This is a genomic window from Erwinia persicina NBRC 102418 (genome assembly GCF_001571305.1).
Taxonomy (GTDB): Bacteria; Pseudomonadota; Gammaproteobacteria; order Enterobacterales; family Enterobacteriaceae; genus Erwinia; species Erwinia persicina.
Genome location: NZ_BCTN01000004.1, coordinates 232,906 through 253,167, shown reverse-complemented (window position 1 = coordinate 253,167; position 20,262 = coordinate 232,906). Strand labels below are relative to the sequence as shown.

The 20,262-nt window shown below is 53.9% G+C and carries 14 protein-coding genes; 6 read left to right on the top strand and 8 right to left on the bottom strand.

Annotation, left to right across the window (positions count from 1 at the left end; translation table 11 throughout):
- The 6 genes from EPE01S_RS23390 to trxB all read right to left on the bottom strand — a co-directional run.
- On the bottom strand, positions 1–1,371 hold a 1,371-nt coding region (locus EPE01S_RS23390), incomplete at its 3' end, for an autotransporter outer membrane beta-barrel domain-containing protein (protein WP_506256248.1).
- A 201-nt stretch (positions 1,372–1,572) separates the two neighbouring features.
- Entirely contained in the window at positions 1,573–1,791 is a 219-nt protein-coding gene (gene infA / locus EPE01S_RS07030) for a translation initiation factor IF-1 (protein ID WP_002211347.1), read from the bottom strand.
- Between the two features lie 359 nt (positions 1,792–2,150).
- Positions 2,151–2,843 carry a leucyl/phenylalanyl-tRNA--protein transferase gene (gene aat, locus EPE01S_RS07025; RefSeq protein ID WP_062743887.1) on the bottom strand — a complete coding sequence of 231 codons (693 nt, stop codon included), beginning with the start codon at positions 2,841–2,843 and terminating at the stop codon, positions 2,151–2,153.
- A 31-nt stretch (positions 2,844–2,874) separates the two neighbouring features.
- Positions 2,875–4,608: a heme ABC transporter ATP-binding protein/permease CydC gene (cydC, locus tag EPE01S_RS07020; RefSeq protein ID WP_062743886.1), complete on the bottom strand. Its 1,734-nt coding sequence runs from the start codon at positions 4,606–4,608 to the stop codon at positions 2,875–2,877.
- Positions 4,605–6,374 (bottom strand): heme ABC transporter permease/ATP-binding protein CydD, encoded by a 1,770-nt coding sequence (gene cydD, locus EPE01S_RS07015; RefSeq protein WP_062743885.1) that lies wholly within the window; start codon positions 6,372–6,374, stop codon positions 4,605–4,607. Before cydD ends, cydC begins: the two co-directional genes overlap by 4 nt.
- Positions 6,375–6,521: 147 nt before the next feature.
- Complete coding sequence (gene trxB, locus EPE01S_RS07010; protein ID WP_062743884.1) at positions 6,522–7,487, bottom strand: thioredoxin-disulfide reductase; 966 nt, start codon at positions 7,485–7,487, stop codon at positions 6,522–6,524.
- Between the two features lie 527 nt (positions 7,488–8,014).
- On the opposite strand from trxB, the gene lrp reads away from it, so the two are divergent.
- From lrp to EPE01S_RS06980, 6 genes are all read left to right on the top strand, one after another.
- The gene (gene lrp, locus EPE01S_RS07005) at positions 8,015–8,509 is read left to right on the top strand and encodes a leucine-responsive transcriptional regulator Lrp (protein WP_006118610.1); all 495 of its coding nucleotides are present in this window, start codon (positions 8,015–8,017) and stop codon (positions 8,507–8,509) included.
- A 119-nt stretch (positions 8,510–8,628) separates the two neighbouring features.
- Positions 8,629–12,012, top strand: a complete 3,384-nt coding sequence (locus tag EPE01S_RS24215) for a DNA translocase FtsK 4TM domain-containing protein (RefSeq protein WP_062743883.1) — start codon at positions 8,629–8,631, stop codon at positions 12,010–12,012.
- A 197-nt stretch (positions 12,013–12,209) separates the two neighbouring features.
- Positions 12,210–12,821: an outer membrane lipoprotein periplasmic chaperone LolA gene (lolA, locus tag EPE01S_RS06995; RefSeq protein ID WP_062743882.1), complete on the top strand. Its 612-nt coding sequence runs from the start codon at positions 12,210–12,212 to the stop codon at positions 12,819–12,821.
- Between the two features lie 7 nt (positions 12,822–12,828).
- The gene (locus tag EPE01S_RS06990; protein ID WP_062743881.1) at positions 12,829–14,172 is read left to right on the top strand and encodes a replication-associated recombination protein A; all 1,344 of its coding nucleotides are present in this window, start codon (positions 12,829–12,831) and stop codon (positions 14,170–14,172) included.
- A 95-nt stretch (positions 14,173–14,267) separates the two neighbouring features.
- Positions 14,268–15,560 carry a serine--tRNA ligase gene (serS, locus tag EPE01S_RS06985; protein WP_062743880.1) on the top strand — a complete coding sequence of 431 codons (1,293 nt, stop codon included), beginning with the start codon at positions 14,268–14,270 and terminating at the stop codon, positions 15,558–15,560.
- 285 nt (positions 15,561–15,845) lie between these two features.
- Complete coding sequence (locus EPE01S_RS06980) at positions 15,846–16,997, top strand: MFS transporter (RefSeq protein WP_062743879.1); 1,152 nt, start codon at positions 15,846–15,848, stop codon at positions 16,995–16,997.
- A gap of 83 nt (positions 16,998–17,080) precedes the next feature.
- On the opposite strand, the gene pflA is transcribed toward EPE01S_RS06980, so the two are convergent.
- The gene (gene pflA, locus EPE01S_RS06975) at positions 17,081–17,821 is read right to left on the bottom strand and encodes a pyruvate formate lyase 1-activating protein (protein ID WP_062743878.1); all 741 of its coding nucleotides are present in this window, start codon (positions 17,819–17,821) and stop codon (positions 17,081–17,083) included.
- Between the two features lie 128 nt (positions 17,822–17,949).
- Positions 17,950–20,232, bottom strand: a complete 2,283-nt coding sequence (gene pflB, locus EPE01S_RS06970; RefSeq protein ID WP_062743877.1) for a formate C-acetyltransferase — start codon at positions 20,230–20,232, stop codon at positions 17,950–17,952.
- Positions 20,233–20,262 lie beyond the last annotated feature (30 nt).

Sequence of the window (20,262 nt, the reverse complement as noted above, 5' to 3'; positions counted from 1 at the left end):
AGGCGGTGTGACCGGAGGCGTCACGGGCGGTGTGACCGGAGGTGTTACGGGCGGAGTGACCGGAGGCGTTACGGGCGAAGTGACGGGTGGCGCATCCGCATCATCAAGATAGAGCGCCAGATCGTTGCCGTTACCGTTGTCGATCACTCTGGCAGAAACCTTACCGTTAAAGTTTTCCGCAAGATAAGTCAGGCTGTTTTCGTTATACGTTGCAGTGCCCGCACTGATCACCAGATAGCGCTGGCCACTGGCAAATCCATAGCTGCTGCCCGTGTTGCTTAAACGCACTGTCGACCCGGCATCAATCAGCGCATTGCCGCTAACGCTCAGACGGCCGTATTGGGTATCAAGCTGGGTGCCCGTCGTCGCGGTAGCATCCGTTACGCCGATATTAAGGATCGCCTTTTCGGTCTGATGGTAGTTACCATTAATGGTCAGGGGTTGAGTAATTAATACATCGGCATTATTGCTCAGTGTATGGTTGCCCCCCAATTCGACGTTGTCATTCAGGTGCAGCATCCCCTGCTGTAAACGCACGTCGGCAGCATTACTCAGGATGGTACCTACAGGGGAAGCAAACGGTGAGCCAAATGACATCCCCATCAAATTTTGGCTACCGGTCAGGATACCCCGCTGGAAGCTGCCACCCGAAATCGACAGGACATTAATCGTGTTATTCCTGATATTACCCGCAATCGTCCCACTGTTAATAATGCTGCCAATGATGCGATTGTTGATAATGGCATCAGTGGCCTTGTTCATAAAGCCGTTATTTGTGGTGGTAATAGTACCCGCATTGTTCAGCTCTGTGATGAGACCGCTGTTCAAAATGCCAGCACGGCTGCCTGAAATATAACCTCTTTCATCATTGATCAACTTACCGAGGGTGCCGGCATTGCTGATACCCGACAGCGTCTGCGACATCATGGGGTCATTACTGAAGCCAGTCGAGATAACGCCACTATTGAGCAGGGTACCTATAGTGGCCCCGTTTCTGTTGATAATGGCGCTTTTTCCCACTCCCGCGTTGCCACTCTCTCCCATCCTGATGGTGCCAGAATTGCGCAGAGTATCGATCGTCGACTGGTTGTTCAGTGCATAGGAATCTTGCGAGACGATCGTACCCATGTTATCGACCAGCAGGGTATTCTGCGTGTTAGTCACCGCATCCGAGGCGGTATAAATGCTGCCATCATTATTGATGAACAACGTCTCGGTGGTAATGTTTAAGGGGATATTGCTGGCATAAGTGGCATCAATTGTTTGAGACATTTGTTGCGGTGTTGCATTTGCCAGAGAGAGAAAACCTTGAGCAGCAGCCAGCGCGATAACCAGCGGCTTTAACGGGAAAGAGTACAACGCTTTGTTCATTGATTTGCCACCATCAGAGTGAGTCAGACTGATTTAATCGGTCTTTTTTTTAGGATTAATCTGATTTATCGGCAGGCGGTAAGGGCACTTTAGTGGGGAAAAAAAATATGCTGTGCATAAAAAAACCGGACTGAGTAAGTCCGGTTTGGATTATCGGTGCTGCGGGCGTGAAGGACGCGGCAGCACTGCAGAATGCGTTACTTAGCGACTACGGAAGACAATGCGGCCTTTGCTCAGGTCGTACGGGGTCAGCTCTACAGTGACTTTGTCGCCCGTCAGGATGCGGATATAGTTTTTACGCATTTTACCGGAGATATGAGCGGTAACCACGTGACCGTTTTCCAATTCAACGCGGAACATGGTGTTAGGTAACGTATCAAGTACGGTACCCTGCATTTCAATATTGTCTTCTTTGGCCATCGAATCCTCTAGGTGGACTACCTTAGTTTTGAACCGGCAAGATAATGCCGAATTTCACGTATTAAGTAAAGAATTGCGGATGAATTCATCCACATCAATCCCTCTCACGCGCACCTTGCGCAGACGGATTACGAATAAATCTGGAGTCAAAGACGTCAGCGTGGGGGAACAGCGGGCTAAGAATCTGTTTAAATATGCTTTTTTCGCACGATTGAAACAGTTCTGAAAAGGTGCGTTGAGATTCCCAGCCTGGTATTCCGCATCACCATCTTGTACCGGTGAAAGGCGGACGACATACCAAACGCGCATATTATATCACTGTTCTCGCAGTGTTGCGTGGAAAACATCGAAGGAATCCATTAAAAAAGCCGGCGCGGCAGCCAGCAATCTGCCGAAAGTGGCAGGTGCGCCAGTGAGTCGACAGCGTGCAGATAGTCCGCCCGGGGGATCTCCTCTGCTCCCAGGGAAAGCGTATGCGGATTAAGAACCTGACAGTCAATCAACCGCCCACCCCGCTGCCGGAAGTAGTCGCTGAAGACCAGCAGTGCGGTTTTTGACGCATTTTCACTGCGGCTGAACATCGATTCACCGCAAAAAATTTGCCCCAGAGCAAGCCCGTACATCCCTCCCACCAGCGCTCCCTCACGCCATACTTCAACTGACTGAGCGTGGCCCAGTTCATGCAGTTTTTGCCAGGCACGTTTCACTTCATGAGTAATCCATGTGCCTTCCTCACGATCGCAGGCACAACCTTCGATCACCTGCTGAAATCCCTGGTTAAGGGTGACCTGGTAGGGTGATTTTTGATGGAAGCGTTTCATACTGCGGCTAAGATGGAAACGTTCCGGCAGCAGTACGGCTCGGGGATCGGGTGACCACCAGAGGATCGGATCACCGGGGGAGAACCAGGGGAAAATACCGCGATGATAGGCATTAAGCAGGCGCTGCGGGCTGAGATCTCCCCCCATGGCCAGCAGGCCGTTAGGTTCCCGCAGCGCCATTTCTGGCGGCGGGAAATTCAGCGATTCACGGGAAAGTTGGATCAGGCGCATAGGGTGTTCTCAGCAGAACGAGAGCTAATCACTATAGCGCAAAGCGCTGCAGAAATGTCCAGTAGCGCCCCTGTTTTGAGACTAATTCCTGATGATTTCCCTGTTCAATGATTTGTCCCCTGTCCATAACACAAATACGGTCAAAGTGTGCCAGCCCGCGCAGTCTGTGGGTCACCATAATCAGCGTTTTTCCCCGGGCAACATCCCGCAGCAGGGCCAGAATCTGCTGCTCGGTTTCTGCATCCAGACCTTCCGTCGGCTCATCCAGCAGCATCAAATCTCCGCCATGCAGCAATGCACGGGCCAGCCCCAGCCGACGCAGTTCACCGCCGGAAAGCTGTCGGCCGCCTTCGCCGAGCCAGGCATTGAGGCCCTGATCGTTATCCAGCAGTTTTTCCAGACCCACCTGCAGCAACGCGTTACACAGTGTCTCATCGCTGCTGCCGGGTGCTGCAAGGATCAGGTTGTCCCGCAGGCTGGCGCTGAACAGATGGACACGCTGAGTGACCACGCTGGTGCGGGCGCGCAGATCGGCTTCACGCCAGTCAGCCAGCGGCTGGTCATTAAGCAAAATGGCCCCCTGCTGCGGGTCCCAGGCTCGGGTGAGCAGCTGCAACAACGTTGACTTACCACAACCAGTGCGGCCGAGCAGGGCGATGTGTTCGCCAGCGCGAATATCCAGTGTCAGTCCCTGGATAGCAAACGCACCTTCACCATCGTAACGGAAGCTGACCTCCTTCAGGCTTAGCGCGGCACCGGCACGCGATGGCATCTCGCCGTGACGGGAGAAGGTGACGGCGGGACGTTGTTCGATAATTTGTGAAACGCGCTGTGCTGACGCAATCACATGACCCAGATGCTGGAAGGCGGTGCCGACCGGCCCCAGCGCCTCAAAGGCCGCAAGTGCACAGAATACGAACAGCGCAATATACGCCCCGGGATACGGGTCGCCGCCAATACCGGAGGCGCTTAACCACAGCAACAGCGTTACGGCAATCCCTCCCATCAGCATGACCAGCCCCTGAGAAAGACCGGTCAGGCTGGCCTGACGCTGCTGCGCGGCCAGCCATGCCTGTTCAGTTTTGTCCATCGCACTGCGGAACGTATGCGCGGCACCGTACAGGCTTAACTCTGCCTGGCCCTGTAACCAGCGGGTCAGGCCACTACGGTATTCCCCGCGCAGTCGGGTTAAATCAGCCCCTACCGGCAGCCCGGCACGGTAAAACACCGGTGGGATCACGATAAGCGTCAGCAGCATCAGTGCGCCAAGCGTCAGCGCCAGTCCGCCGTCCAGCCAGCTCAGGCCAGTGGTTACCACCACGATCACCGCCAGCGCGCCAGCCAGCGGTGAAATCACCCGCAGATAGAGGTGATCCAGCGTATCGACATCGGCTACCAGACGGTTGAGCAACTCTCCTTCGCGAAAGCGCGCAATGCCGGCTGGAGAGAGAGGCAGGAGTTTACTGAAGGTAAAGACACGCAAATGCTGAAGCACGCGGAAGGTGGTGTCATGGCTGACCAGTCGCTCTAAATAGCGTGCTACCGTGCGGCTGATAGCCGCGCCGCGCACGCCTGCGGCAGGGAGCATGTAATTGAAACTGTAGATGCCCGCCACGCCGGCAAGGGAGGTGGCGGCAAGGAACCAGCCGGAGAGCGTCAGCAGGCCGATGCTGGCCAGCAGTGTGAGCACGGCCAGCACGATACCGGCCAGCAGCCGGATAATATGGCGGCGGTAAAGTTTCAAAAACGGCAGCAGGGTTTTCATTCGAGCGATCCTCCGCGCTGGGCCATCAGATCGGCAAAGGGGCCCGGCTGATCAGCCAGGATCTCGTGACTTCCGGTCTGTACAATTTCACCGTCACGCATCAGCCAGATTTCATCCCACTGATCCAGACGGTCTAACTGGTGGGTAATCAGCAGCGTGCTCTGGCTGTGCGAGGCCTGAAGCAGCGCGTGATTCACATGCTGTTCACTTTGCGCATCGAGGCTGGCATCCGGTTCATCGAGCAGCAGCAACTGGCAGGGTTTCATCAGGGCGCGTGCCACGGCCACACGCTGCGCCTGACCGACTGAAAGACGTGCGGATCGGTCGCCGGTTTCATGATCCAGGCCTGCGGGCAGGCCGGGCAGGAATTCACTGACCCCGGCCAGGGTAAGTACCTCTTGCAGACGGGCATCATCGCGGTTGCCACTCAGCAGAATATTTTGCCGCAAGGTGTTGGCTGGAAGGTGGGGGTTTTGCCCGACCCAGGCAAGCTGTTGCTGCCAGTGCGGCAGATCAATATCACGCAGCTCAACCTCATTCACTCGCAGGGAGCCACGATAGGGCAGGTAACCCAGTAAGACATTCATCAGCGAGGTTTTACCTGCCCCGCTTTGCCCAACCAGCGCAACACGTTGTCCTGGACGCAGTGTGAAATTCAGCGGCCCCGCCAGTGGGGTACCGTCGGCAGTGATAATCACCAAATCCTGTGCGACCAGATGGAAGCCGCGACTCAGGTCTGGGCTTAGTGTCCCTCGTGCTACAGAGGCCGCTTCGCTCTCCTCAAGGAACGTTTGCAAAGCGTCTGCGGCACCAATGGCCTGGGCTTTGGCATGATAGTAAGTCCCGAGGTCGCGCAGCGGCTGATAGAATTCAGGGGCAAGGATGAGCACCAGGAAGCCGGCAAATAGCGTGACCGGACCGTTGTAATGGCCAAAGTCAAAGACACCGAGGTAAGAGAAACCAAAGTAGACCGCGATCAGAGCAATAGAGATCGAGGCGAAGAATTCCAGCACGGCGGAGGAGAGAAACGCCATGCGCAGCACTTCCATCGTACGCTGACGAAACTGGTCGGAGGCTTCTGCAATGGTTTCTGTTTCAGCATGAGCACGGTGGAACAGACGCAATGTCTCCAGCCCGCGCAGACGGTCAAGAAACTGGCCACTGAGACGTGCCAGCGCCTGGAAGTTACGGCGGTTTGCATCCGCTGCCCCCATGCCAACCATCGCCATAAACAGGGGAATAAGAGGCGCGGTAGCCAGCAGGATCAGCGAGGCTGCCCAGTTAACCGGGAACAGCAGAATCAGTACCAGCAGCGGGATCACTCCGGCCAGCATCATCTGTGGCAGGTAGCGGGCGTAGTAATCCTGCATCTCTTCAATCTGCTCCAGCAGCAGCGTGGCCCAGCTTCCTGCAGGTTTACCCTGAATCCATGCCGGCCCCAGATCAGATAAGCGATCCAGTACCTGGCTCCGTAGGGTCTGGCGAATCGCCTGACCCGTTTTAAAACCCACTTTTTCGCGTAACCATGCCAGCAGGGCACGGCCGGCAAAACAGGCCAGCAACAGGGCGAAAGAGGTCAGCAGCGTTTCCCGGGGTTGATGCTCCACCAGTAATGCCTGCAGCAGCGAGGCAAGAAACCAGGCCTGGGCCAGGATGAGCAGGGCGCTTAATGTACCCAGCATGAAGGAGAGGCGCAGCCAGCGATGGCCATGCACACTCTGACTTTTCAGCCAGCGGGTGAGATGTTGTTGTCGTGTTTTATTCATCTGTTGCCGTATTGCCCTGACGTAAACAGTAGTGAGGCAAAGCCCTCGGGAAGATAGGTGTTAAGCGTGGCAATGGTACAATGAGAAGGGTAAAAAGGCGACAATTGCTCGTCGCCTGAGGCAAGATTAGTTCAGAATTTTAACAACTTACTGATTATTTTTAACTAAACCATCCAAATAACGTTCAGCGTCCAACGCGGCCATACAGCCCGTACCCGCAGAGGTAATCGCCTGGCGGTAAATGTGATCCATAACGTCACCGGCGGCGAACACGCCAGGGATGCTGGTCTGCGTCGCGTTGCCCTGTATGCCGGACTGGACTTTGATGTAACCATTTTCCAGCGCCAGTTGACCGTTAAAGATAGCGGTATTAGGACTGTGGCCAATGGCGACAAACAGACCCGCCACTTCCAGTGTTTTGCTCGTATCGTCTTTTGTTGAGCGTAAACGCAGTGAACTGACGCCCATTTGATCGCCCAACACTTCATCCAGCGTATGGTCAGTATGCAGAACAATATTACCGTTTCTGACTTTTTCGTTCAGGCGGTCAATGAGGATTTTTTCCGCACGGAAGCTGTCACGGCGGTGAATAAGATGGACTTCAGCGGCGATATTTGCCAGATAAAGCGCTTCTTCCACCGCAGTATTACCGCCGCCAATGACCGCGACTTTCTGATTGCGATAGAAGAAACCATCACAGGTTGCGCAGGCTGACACGCCGCGACCTTTAAATGCCTCTTCAGAAGGCAGACCCAGATAGCGTGCCGATGCTCCGGTCGCAATAATCAACGCATCCGCGGTGTATTCACCTTCGTCGCCTGTCAGACGGAATGGACGATTCTGTAAATCAACGCTGTGGATGTGATCGAAGATGATCTCTGTATTGAATTTCACCGCATGTTCATGCATGCGCTCCATCAGCAGCGGCCCGGTCAGCTCATTGGCATCGCCTGGCCAGTTTTCGACGTCGGTGGTGGTGGTCAGCTGACCCCCTTTTTCCAGGCCGGTGATCAACACCGGGTTCAGGTTAGCGCGGGCTGCGTAGACGGCAGCGGTATAGCCTGCCGGGCCCGAGCCCAGAATCAGTAATTTACTGTGTTTAGCCGTACCCATGAAACCCTCATTAATTAACTGGCAAACCTATACCCGGATTGTAGGGAATTTGGCGTGGCAAAAAAAGTATTCTGCGATTTTGTTAACAATTAATGAAAAAGGTTTTTCCAATCGTCTGAAGGAGAAGAGGGTGTGGCGGACAAAAAAAGCACATCTTGCCAGGTGTCGCCCTTGTAGGGCGTAAATTTGTCATTGAAAAACAGAGAGACAGACGCTGGTTTGGCATGTTGTACTGATTTTGTTTGTTTTGCTTTGACAATCGGCTACGCATTTGCGAAAACATTATAAGAAGCAGAGTCTATCAGGCTGCGAAAGGCAGGAGTTCATCCCGCGTTTTGCGCTTATGGCCGGATAGATTCAGCCTGTTATCTGTAATGACGCATGGTGTGGACAGACAACATGCGTCATGCAGATAGGGCGGTGTAAACTGCCACAGGCTCTATGTCTTCGCTGAGATCAACCCTGTTACATTGATGTCGTTCAGGGTATGGCAGGTAGAGGGAAGGATTTTTAGAGAGACAATAATAATGGTAGACAATAAAAAACGACCGGGTAAAGATCTCGACAGAATTGACCGTAATATCCTGAATGAACTGCAAAAGGATGGCCGTATTTCGAACGTCGAACTCTCGAAGCGCGTCGGATTATCACCGACACCGTGTCTTGAGCGTGTTCGCCGTCTGGAGCGACAGGGCTTTATTCTGGGTTACACTGCGCAGCTGAATCCTCACTACCTGGATGCATCGTTACTGGTATTCGTTGAGATTACTCTGAATCGTGGTGCGCCGGATGTGTTTGAGCAATTTAACGCCGCTGTGCAAAAACTTGAGGAAACTCAAGAGTGTCATCTTGTTTCCGGTGATTTCGACTATCTGTTGAAAACCCGCGTACCTGATATGTCCGCTTACCGTAAATTGCTGGGTGAAACCTTGCTGCGCCTGCCGGGCGTGAACGATACCCGTACCTATGTGGTTATGGAAGAAGTGAAACAAAGTAACCGGTTAGTGATTAAAACCCGGTAACACAGGACAGGTGCAAAACCTGTTGGGTTTCGGTACACTCCTGTGAATTCATACAGGTTCAGCGCCGGGGGTACCCGGCGCAATTACCTTCATAGTTTACAGGCACCTGGAGAGTACTCTTGAGCCAGGAATATACAGAAGATAAAGACGTTTCGTTACAACCGTTGAGCAGCGGGCGTCGTCTGCTTGAAGCATTACTTATTGTTGTTGCTCTTTTCGCCATTTATTTAATGGTCGCATTAGTCAGCTTCAATCCTTCCGACCCCAGTTGGTCACAAACTGCCTGGCATGAGCCCATCCACAATTTAGGGGGAGGGGTAGGGGCCTGGCTTGCTGATACGCTATTCTTCATCTTTGGCGTGATGGCTTACGCCCTTCCGCCGGTAATTTTGGGCCTGTGCTGGATCACCTTCAGCCAGCGTCACGTTCAGGATTACATTGACTATTTTGCCGTCGCACTGCGCATGATTGGTGTGCTGGCGCTGGTTGTCACCTCTTGTGGCCTGGCCGCAATCAATGCTGATGATATCTGGTATTTTGCTTCCGGCGGTGTGATCGGCAGCCTGTTAAGCAACGCCATGGCACCTTATTTTAGTGGGCCGGGTGGCACGCTGACATTGCTGTGTATCTGGGCTGCTGGCCTGACGCTTTATACGGGCTGGTCATGGCTGACGATTGCTGAAAAAATTGGTGGCGTGGTCATGGGTGTTCTCACCTTCGCCAGTAATCGTTCGCGTGCTGAGGAAGAGTGGCATGACGAGGAAGACGAGGAACAAGAACGCGATGCCCCAGTCGTCAGACGAAGTGCGACGCAGGAAACGGACGATCGCGATGATATTCTGCTGAAAAAAGCGCAGCCCCTCTATGCGGATGAGGACGATGAGCAGGACGACCCCCTGCTGGCCTCGCCTGCGGTTCGCGCCGCAGTGGCTGAACCGGCAGCAGCAGTCACCGTTACGGTGCCACCTGTTCAGGTTCAGTCTGCCCATGAAGCTGCCCCTGCGCCTGTCTCTTCAGCAGCAGAAACTCAGGCCGCTGCACCGCAGCCGTCGCTGTATCGTTTTGAAATGCCAACAGATGTTCACACCCCGGCACCTTCTGTGCCGGTCGAGGACGATGACGGCCCGAAAATGGGCAACTGGCAGGATACTTCCACGGCATCACCGTTTGATTTCTCTACGCCGCATGCGTCTCACCCTGCCAGCGTCGCTGCCGCCGCTACCGGTGCAGCCATTGGTGCCGTGGCTCAGTCTGCCACCAGCAACACGCCATTTATGCCGGGCTTTACTGCTACCAGCGGAGAGGATCTTAACCCGCAGGTTAAGCAGGGTATAGGCCCCGAACTGCCACGTCCGAATCCGGTGAAATTACCGACTCGCCGTGAGCTGGCTTCTTATGGAATTAAATTACCTTCTCAGCGTATGGCAGAGGAAAAAGCTAAAGAGCAGGAGCAGCGTCAGCCTGAAATGACCGCTTCTGACATGGCGAGCGGGCAAACAGTGACACCTGAAGAACAGGATGACGCAGAGCAGAATCAACTGCGGGAAGCCTTCCTGGCGCGCGAACAGCAGCGCTACGGTGAGGAGTTTGCTGCTGAAGACGAAGAAGCACTGCAGCAGGCTGCGCTGGCACGGCAGTTTGCTGAACAGCAGCAGCAGCGCTATACGGCTGAAGAGCCAACCAGCCGTCCAGCCTTTACTCTCGATACGGCAGGTGCTTTTGACTTCTCCCCCATGGACGACCTGGTGGATGATGGTCCGGTTGAGCCGCTGTTTACCCTGCCGCCTGCGGCTGAAGTTGAACCGGAGGTGCCTGCAACGCCTTCATGGCAGCAGCCTGCAGCCGTGCAACAACCTGCTGCCGTACAACAATCGCCACAGCCTTCAGCCCCCGCAGCGCCTGCCTGGCAGCCCGCTACGGCGCCTGCCGTACAGCCAGTGAAACCGCAGGAACCGGATATGGAAAGCCTTATCCATCCGTTCCTGATGCGCCACGAGCAGCCAACGCACAAACCGACGACGCCATTGCCCACGCTCGATCTGCTTTCATCGCCACCGGCAGAAACAGAGCCGGTTGATCAGTTTGCGCTGGAACAGACTGCCCGCCTGATTGAGGCGCGTCTTGCGGATTATCGCGTGAAAGCGGATGTCGTGGGTTACTCGCCTGGACCGGTGATCACGCGGTTCGAACTGGATCTGGCTCCGGGCGTGAAAGCAGCGCGCATTTCTAACCTCTCACGCGATCTGGCGCGTTCACTGTCTGCCGTTGCTGTGCGCGTGGTGGAAGTCATTCCGGGGCGTCCGTATGTGGGGCTGGAATTACCTAATCTGAAGCGTCAGACGGTATACCTGCGTGAAGTGCTGGATTGTCCTGCCTTCCGTGATAACCCCTCGCCGCTCTCTATTGTGCTCGGTAAAGATATTTCGGGCGATCCGGTGGTTGCCGATCTGGGCAAAATGCCTCACCTGCTGGTTGCTGGTACGACCGGTTCCGGTAAGTCGGTGGGTGTCAATGCCATGATCCTCAGCATTCTTTATAAAGCCACGCCGAAAGAAGTGCGCTTTATCATGATCGACCCGAAAATGCTTGAGCTTTCCGTCTATGAAGGCATTCCACATCTCTTGACCGATGTGGTCACCGATATGAAAGATGCGGCAAACGCCCTGCGCTGGTGTGTCGTCGAGATGGAGCGTCGGTATAAACTGATGTCAGCTCTGGGTGTACGTAATATCGCCGGTTATAACGAGAAAGTGGATATGGCTGAAGCGATGGGCAGGCCAATCCCCGATCCGTTCTGGAAGCCAACGGACAGCATGGATATGACGCCGCCGGTTCTGGAAAAAGAGCCTTACATCGTCGTGATGGTCGATGAGTTTGCCGACCTTATCATGACCGTCGGTAAAAAGGTGGAAGAGCTGATCGCGCGTCTGGCGCAGAAAGCGCGTGCGGCGGGTATCCACCTGGTGCTGGCGACACAGCGTCCATCAGTTGATGTCATCACTGGCTTGATCAAGGCCAATATTCCGACACGTATTGCTTTTACCGTCTCCAGTAAAATTGATTCACGTACTATTCTCGATCAGTCCGGTGCTGAGTCGCTGCTGGGGATGGGGGATATGCTGTATCTGGCCCCAAACTCGTCGATTCCGGTTCGTGTTCACGGTGCTTTTGTCCGTGACCAGGAAGTCCATGCCGTTGTCAAAGACTGGAAAGCCCGTGAACGTCCTCAGTATAAAGAGGGCATTCTCAGTGGCGGTGACGACGCAGAGTCGGGTTCCGGCGGCGTGGAGGGTGATGAAGAGCTTGATCAGCTTTTCGATCAGGCCGTGGAGTTTGTGGTCGATAAGCGTCGCGCCTCTATCTCAGGCGTACAGCGACAGTTCCGCATCGGTTATAACCGCGCTGCGCGCATCATTGAACAGATGGAAGCGCAGGGGATCGTCTCGTCACCGGGGCATAACGGTAACCGCGAGGTGCTGGCACCCCCACCGCATGAACGATAATCACCCTGTTTTAATGCCCCTCAACAGGCCAGGCTCTGCCTGGCCTGTTGAATTTAAGAGGGTTGCCCCCATATTTGCTTGATATGGCCGGGAGAATTCAGTTTTTTCTCCTGTCGCTGTTTTCAGCGCCGGGCTAAAGTTATTCCTGTCACGCTCAACCCGGACCGGGATAAGAGAGTTTTAATAAGGATGCCGTAATGAAAAAATTAATGATCTCCTGCTGTCTGCTGGCCGCGTTTTCTTCTTCTGCTGTGTGGGCTGATGCCTCCAGCGATCTGCAACAGCGCCTGGATAAGGTGAAAAGCTTCCATGCCACCTTTAATCAGAAAGTTACTGACGGCAGTGGGGCTTCAGTGCAGGACGGTGAAGGTGAGATGTGGGTTGAGCGTCCCAACCTGTTTAACTGGCATATGACTGCGCCGGACGAAAGCACGCTGATTTCTGATGGTAAAACGCTGTGGTTCTATAACCCGTTTGTCGAACAGGTCAGCGCAAGCTGGCTGAAGGACGCAACCAGTAATACGCCGTTTATGCTGATTGCGCGTAACCAGTCTGGCGACTGGAAACAGTATAATGTCGCGCAGAAAGGGGATGATTTCTCTCTGACGCCGAAAAGTGCCGATGGAAATCTGAAGCAATTTACGATCAATGTCTCGACTAACGGGACCATTAACCAGTTCAGTGCGATTGAACAGGACGGCCAGCGCAGTAGCTATACGCTTAAGAGCCAGCAGAACGGCAGTATCAGCGCCGATAAGTTCAAGTTCACACCGCCAAAGGGCGTCACCGTGGACGACCAGCGTCAGTGAGGTTTGCGTGAGTAACCTGTCCCTCGATTTTTCCCGTAATGAATTTCAGCCTCTGGCCGCGCGTATGCGGCCACGTACGCTGGCTGAGTATATCGGTCAGCAACATTTACTCGCAGCCGGTAAACCCCTGCCGAGAGCGATAGAGGCCGGTCATCTGCATTCGATGATTTTATGGGGACCACCCGGGACGGGAAAAACCACGCTGGCCGAGATTATTGGTCACTATGGCCAGGCCGACGTCGAACGTATTTCCGCCGTTACCTCCGGCGTAAAAGAGATCCGTGAAGCCATTGAGCGTGCAAGACAAAATCGTAATGCCGGTCGTCGCACGATTTTGTTCGTGGATGAAGTTCACCGCTTTAATAAAAGCCAGCAGGACGCTTTTCTGCCGCATATCGAAGATGGCACCATCACATTTATCGGTGCTACAACCGAAAATCCCTCTTTTGAGCTTAACTCCGCACTGTTATCACGTGCGCGCGTTTATCTGCTGAAGTCACTGACCAGTGAAGATATTGCGACCGTTCTCGATCAGGCGATGAAAGACAGCGAGCGGGGATATGGTAATGACAATATTGTTTTACCTGATAATACCCGCAATATGATCGCAGAATTGGTCAACGGTGATGCACGCCGTGCGCTGAATACGCTGGAAATGATGGCGGACATGGCCGAGGTGAACAGCAAGGCTAAACGCGAGCTCACGCCTCAGTTGCTGAACGAAGTCTCGGGCGAGCGAAGCGCGCGCTTCGATAATAAGGGCGATCGTTTCTATGATCTGATCTCCGCGCTGCATAAATCGGTGCGCGGCTCCTCGCCGGATGCCGCACTCTACTGGTATGCGCGCATCATAACTGCTGGTGGCGATCCGCTCTATGTGGCGAGGCGCCTGCTGGCGATTGCCTCAGAAGATGTTGGAAATGCCGATCCCCGGGGAATGCAGGTGGCGATCGCGGCCTGGGACTGTTTCACTCGCGTCGGGCCGGCAGAAGGCGAACGCGCCATCGCTCAGGCGATCGTGTATCTTGCCTGTGCACCGAAAAGTAACGCGGTTTATACAGCGTTCAAAGCGGCCATGCGTGATGCCCGTGACAGTCCAGACTATGATGTCCCTGAACATCTGCGCAATGCGCCCACTAAACTGATGAAAGAGATGGGACTGGGCGCTGAATATCGCTATGCCCATGACGAGCCCAATGCGTATGCTGCAGGAGAAGACTATTTTCCTCCACAAATGGCGCAAACGCGATATTACCAGCCGACCTCGCGCGGACTGGAGGGCAAGATTGGCGAAAAGCTGTCCTGGTTGCATGAACAGGATCAAAATAGCCCGACAAAACGCTACCGCTGACACGGACGTTGCGGTAAGGTTAGCAATGAATTCAACGCACTCGAATACGGGGGCGTCCCTTCTTTTTACACTCAATCAATCATCACAGGACAAGCATGCTCGATCCCAATCTACTGCGTACTGAGCCAGACGCAGTCGCTGAAAAACTGGCACGCCGTGGCTATAAGCTGGACGTTGATACGCTGCGCGCACACGAAGAGCGTCGTAAAGTATTGCAGGTAGAAACTGAAAACCTGCAGGCAGAGCGTAACTCTCGATCCAAATCCATCGGGCAGGCCAAAGCACGTGGGGAAGATATCGAGCCATTGCGTCAGGAAGTGAATGTGCTGGGCGAACGCCTGGACGCTGCAAAGGCAGAGCTGGATGCACTGCTGACCAGCATCAATGACTTTTCAATGGCTATCCCTAACATCCCTGCAGATGGGGTTCCGCTGGGCAAAGATGACAGTGAAAACCAGGAAATCAGCCGCTGGGGTGAACCGCGCCAATTTGATTTTGCCGTGCGTGACCACGTTGAGCTTGGCGAAATGGCTGCCGGACTGGATTTTGCTGCTGCGGTCAAGCTGACCGGTTCCCGCTTTATCGTCATGCGTGGCCAGATTGCGTTGATGCATCGCGCACTGAGCCAGTTCATGCTCGATCTGCATACCGAACAGCATGGCTATCAGGAAACCTACGTGCCTTACCTGGTGAACCATGCCAGCCTGTACGGTACCGGCCAGCTGCCGAAGTTTGGCGAAGATCTGTTCCATACGCGTCCGCTGGAAGAAGAAGCTTCCAGTAGCAACTATGCGCTGATCCCGACGTCAGAAGTTCCGCTGACCAACCTGGTGCGCGACGAGATTCTGGAAGAAGAGTCTCTGCCAATCAAAATGACCGCCCATACTCCCTGCTTCCGTTCAGAAGCGGGGGCCTATGGACGTGATACGCGTGGCCTGATCCGCATGCACCAGTTCGACAAAGTTGAAATGGTGCACATTACGCGTCCGGAAGATTCAATGGATGCGCTTGAAGAGCTGGTAGGTCATGCCGAAAAAGTGCTGCAATTGCTGAACCTGCCTTATCGTAAGGTGCTGCTGTGTACCGGAGACATGGGCTTTGGTTCGCACAAAACCTACGATCTGGAAGTATGGCTGCCGGCCCAGGATACTTACCGTGAGATCTCGTCCTGTTCAAATATGGGCGATTTCCAGGCGCGTCGCATGAAAGCCCGCTGTCGTCCTCGCGGTGAAAAGGCAACGCGTCTGGTTCACACGCTGAATGGCTCCGGTCTGGCGGTTGGCCGTACCCTCGTTGCGGTGCTGGAAAACTACCAGCAGGCAGACGGGCGCATTGAAGTGCCAGAAGTACTGCGTCCGTATATGAAAGGCTTAACCTCTATTGGTTAAGTCCAACGTGCCGTACTAAGAACCCGCCGCCGGCGGGTTTTTTTATGTTAACGTTCGAACAAAAAATATGATGGATATTGTGAGCACCCGCTTATCAGTGTTGAATAAATTCAACGAGATAATATCCACATGATGCCTGCAGCTGGAAGCGTTAAGCTCCTGTAGATAAAAATATTAAATCGCTGCTCTACAAATCGTGCGCATGCAGATTTATTGTGCTTTTCCAAACGCTTGCGCAGTGGCATGATGCGCGCAAAATCTTCCTCGTTTCGGTTCTCCAATACTATGTCCACCTGGTCACGTCCCGTTCTGGTGCTGCTGTGCGGCTTACTGCTGCTCACGGTTTCTATTGCCGTGTTGAATACACTGGTGCCGCTCTGGCTGACGCATGATGCGCTGCCGACCTGGCAGGTAGGTATGGTCAGCTCCTCGTACTATTGTGGCAATCTGCTGGGAACGTTACTGGCTGGATGGGTCATCAAGCGCTACGGGTTTAATCGCAGCTATTACCTGGCCTCGCTGGTGTTTGCCCTGGCGACGGTAGCCCTCGCGCTGGGGACGGGGTTCTGGTCATGGACGCTCTGGCGTTTTGTAGCGGGTATTGGCTGTGCTCTGATCTGGGTCGTCGTGGAAAGTGCGTTGCTGTGCAACGGCACTCTGCGCAACCGTGGGCGGCTGCTGGCGGCTTATATGATCGTCTATTACATCGGCACGGTCATTGGCCAGTTGCTGGTGAGTAAAGTCTCTACCGAGCTGATGCATGTCCTGCCGTGGGTCAGCAGCGTAATTCTGGCGGCAGTCCTGCCGCTGGTGTTCTGCCGCGTCACGGCAAGTCAGCAAGACGAAGAGACCCCGCCCGGGCGGATGTGGCCGATGCTGCGCCGTCGTAATGCTCGCCTGGGGATCAACGGCTGTATCATATCCGGGATCGTGCTGGGTTCATTGTATGGCCTGATGCCACTGTATCTCTCCCATCAGGGGATGAGTGACTCCACGGTTGGCTACTGGATGGCGCTGCTGGTCAGCGCGGGCATTATCGGTCAGTGGCCGATAGGGCGACTTGCGGATCGTTATGGCCGGCTGCTGGTTCTGCGTGTTCAGGTGTTTGTGGTGATCCTCGGTGCGCTGGCAATGCTGAGTAATGCTGCTATGGCTCCGGCGCTGTTCATCCTCGGCTGTGCCGGTTTCACCCTTTACCCGGTAGCTATGTCCTGGGCCTGTGAAACAGTGGCTCATCACGAACTGGTGGCAATGAACCAGGCCCTGTTACTGAGTTATACCGTTGGCAGCCTGGTTGGCCCGACCATGACCTCGATGCTGATGCAGAACTATTCTGACCGGTTGTTGTTCGTAATGATTGCCGGAGTGGCTCTGGTCTATCTGGTGATGTTACTGCGTAAAGCCGATCATCACGCAACACCAGTGGCGCACGCATAAATGAAAAAAAGCTGACCGAAAAAGAAGGTCAGCCTCTGCGGTGCAGAAAAGAACGGTATCTGTGGGTAAAGGAGGGCTGACCTTTAGTACATCACATGATGGCCGTAACCTTCCAGAATATGTTTTACCCGCTCCATCGTTTCTGCTTTTGGTGGATGAACGCCGTCCAGCTTGTACTCCTCGCCCATCGCGATCCATTTATGCTTGCCCAGCTCATGATAGGGCAGCAGCTCAATCTTCTCCACATTACCCATATCGCGAGTGAACTCACCCAGGCGGTGTGCGGATTCATCATCATCAGAATAGCCGGGCACCACCACGTAGCGGATCCAGGTGCGGATCCCGCGTTTGGCAAGATAGCGGGCAAAATCGAGGGTTCGGTGATTAGAGACACCGACCAGAATCTGGTGGACGTCATCATTAATCTGTTTCAGATCGAGCATCACCAGGTCAGTGACGTCCAGTAGCTCATCGATAACCGGATCGTAGCGGCGCACAAAGCCATTGGTGTCAAGACAGGTATTAATTCCTTCTGCCTGACAGGCGCGGAACCAGTCACGGACGAATTCAGCCTGAAGGATAGCCTCGCCGCCGGAAGCCGTTACGCCGCCTCCCGATGCATTCATAAAATGACGATAGGAGACAACGTCCTTCATTAATTCTTCAACGGTGATTTCTTTGCCGCCGTGAGTATCCCAGGTATCACGGTTATGGCAATACAGGCAGCGCATCAGGCAGCCCTGGAAGAAGGTGATAAAACGGATGCCGGGACCGTCAACGGTCCCGCAGGATTCAAAAGAGTGGATGCGACCGGTTACTGACATTGCGATGAGTTCTCCACGGTGACACAGTCTTTAGCTGTGTTAAGTCTGTTTTGGCAGTGATCCTAAGCAGACAACTGACAAAACCGGCTGGTGGCAGGCAGGCCCCCCGGAGAGGGCCTGCACAACGCTTACATGCTTTGTGTAAAGGTACGCGTAATCACGTCCTGTTGCTGCTCTTTCGTCAGCGAGTTAAAGCGAACGGCGTAGCCAGAGACGCGAATGGTCAGTTGCGGATATTTTTCCGGATCTTCCATCGCTTCCAGCAGCATTTCGCGGTTCATCACGTTGACGTTCAGGTGCTGGCCGCCTTCGATGCTGGCCTCATGATGGAAGTAACCATCCATCAGACCGGCAAGGTTGGTTTTACGCACATCATCGTTTTTACCCAGCGCGTTTGGCACGATAGAGAAGGTGTACGAGATACCATCTTTCGCGTAAGCAAACGGCAGTTTAGCCACGGAGGTCAGTGAGGCAACGGCACCTTTCTGGTCACGACCGTGCATAGGGTTAGCACCAGGTCCAAATGGTGCACCAGCACGACGGCCATCCGGGGTGTTACCCGTTTTCTTGCCATACACCACGTTAGAGGTAATGGTCAGAACAGACTGAGTTGGAACCGCGTTACGGTAGGTTTGCAGCTTCTGAATTTTCTTCATGAAACGCTCAACCAGGTCGCAGGCAATGTCATCAACGCGTGAATCGTTATTACCAAACTGCGGGTATTCACCTTCGATTTTAAAGTCAACGGCCAGGCCATCTTCATCACGAATAGTCGATACTTTTGCATATTTGATTGCAGACAGTGAGTCAGCCGCCACGGACAGGCCAGCGATACCACAGGCCATTGTGCGGTAAACGTCACGGTCATGCAGTGCCATCAACGAGGCTTCATAGCTGTATTTGTCATGCATGTAGTGGATTACGTTCAGCGCGGTCACATACTGTTTGGCCAGCCAGTCCATAAAGTGATCCATGCGATCCATCACTTTATCGTAGTCCAGCACTTCATCCATCATTGGCGCTTCTTTCGGGCCAACCTGCATTTTCATTTTTTCATCCACGCCGCCATTGATGGCATACAGCATGGTTTTTGCCAGGTTAGCGCGGGCACCGAAGAACTGCATCTGTTTGCCGACGATCATCGGGCTAACACAACAGGCGATGGCATAGTCATCATTATTGAAGTCAGGACGCATCAGATCATCATTTTCATACTGCAGAGATGAGGTGTCGATAGACACTTTGGCCGCGTATTTTTTGAAGTTCAGTGGCAGTTTTTCTGACCACAGGATAGTCATGTTAGGTTCTGGTGAAGGCCCCATGGTGTAGAGCGTGTTCAGGAAGCGGAAGGTGTTTTTCGTCACCATGGTCCGGCCATCAACGCCCATACCGGCAAGGGATTCGGTTGCCCAGATTGGGTCACCAGAGAACAGCTCATCATATTCTGGTGTACGCAGGAAGCGCACCATGCGCAGTTTCATCACCAGGTGGTCGATCAGTTCCTGTGCTTCCAGTTCGGTGATTTTACCCGCCTTCAGGTCGCGTTCAAAATAGATATCCAGGAAGGTCGACACGCGTCCAAAGGACATCGCTGCGCCGTTCTGTGATTTCACCGCAGCCAGGTAACCGAAGTAGGTCCACTGTACAGCTTCTTTAGCACTGGTTGCCGGGCCAGAGATATCACAGCCATATTTTGCAGCCATATCTTTAATCTGCTGCAGAGCGTGATGCTGATCGGCAATCTCTTCACGCAGACGGATAGTGGCTTCGAGGTTCACGCCATTTTCCATGTCGTTCTGCAGGGAGGTGAACTGAGCGAATTTATCTTTCATCAGCGCATCGATACCGTACAGCGCGACGCGACGATAGTCACCAATAATACGACCACGGCCATATGCATCTGGCAGACCGGTCAGCACGCCTGACTTACGGCAGCGCAGAATATCGGGGGTATAAACATCGAATACACCCTGATTATGGGTTTTACGGTATTCGGTGAAGATTTTTTTCACTGTCGGGTCGAGTTCACGACCATAGACTTTGCACGAACCTTCGACCATTTTGATGCCACCGAACGGGATCAGGGCACGTTTTAAGGGGGCTTCGGTTTGCAGGCCGACAATTTTTTCCAGGCTTTTATTAATATAGCCTGCGTCATGAGAGGTGATGGTTGATGGCAGGTCGGTATCAAAATCTACAGGCGCATGGGTGCGGTTTTCCTGTTTGATGCCTTCCATGACGGTATCCCACAGAGCAGTCGTTGCCTCGGTAGCACCGGCCAGGAACGCTTCGTCGCCTTCATAGGGTGTGTAGTTTTTCTGGATGAAGTCACGGACGTTGATGCTGGTCTGCCATTCACCCTGTGCAAAGCTTTCCCAGGCTGTCGCCATTTTTTGATTAAGCTCGGTCATTTGATACCTACCTTATAACGTGAAGTTCGT

What these genes read in the sequence shown, in the direction of transcription:
- infA (WP_002211347.1), bottom strand. Translation starts at nt 1,791, where the DNA reads ATGGCCAAAGAAGACAATATTGAAATGCAGGGTACCGTACTTGATACG.
- aat (WP_062743887.1), bottom strand. Translation starts at nt 2,843, where the DNA reads ATGCGCCTGATCCAACTTTCCCGTGAATCGCTGAATTTCCCGCCGCCA.
- cydC (WP_062743886.1), bottom strand. Translation starts at nt 4,608, where the DNA reads ATGAAAACCCTGCTGCCGTTTTTGAAACTTTACCGCCGCCATATTATC.
- cydD (WP_062743885.1), bottom strand. Translation starts at nt 6,374, where the DNA reads ATGAATAAAACACGACAACAACATCTCACCCGCTGGCTGAAAAGTCAG.
- trxB (WP_062743884.1), bottom strand. Translation starts at nt 7,487, where the DNA reads ATGGGTACGGCTAAACACAGTAAATTACTGATTCTGGGCTCGGGCCCG.
- lrp (WP_006118610.1), top strand. Translation starts at nt 8,015, where the DNA reads ATGGTAGACAATAAAAAACGACCGGGTAAAGATCTCGACAGAATTGAC.
- lolA (WP_062743882.1), top strand. Translation starts at nt 12,210, where the DNA reads ATGAAAAAATTAATGATCTCCTGCTGTCTGCTGGCCGCGTTTTCTTCT.
- serS (WP_062743880.1), top strand. Translation starts at nt 14,268, where the DNA reads ATGCTCGATCCCAATCTACTGCGTACTGAGCCAGACGCAGTCGCTGAA.
- EPE01S_RS06980 (WP_062743879.1), top strand. Translation starts at nt 15,846, where the DNA reads ATGTCCACCTGGTCACGTCCCGTTCTGGTGCTGCTGTGCGGCTTACTG.
- pflA (WP_062743878.1), bottom strand. Translation starts at nt 17,821, where the DNA reads ATGTCAGTAACCGGTCGCATCCACTCTTTTGAATCCTGCGGGACCGTT.
- pflB (WP_062743877.1), bottom strand. Translation starts at nt 20,232, where the DNA reads ATGACCGAGCTTAATCAAAAAATGGCGACAGCCTGGGAAAGCTTTGCA.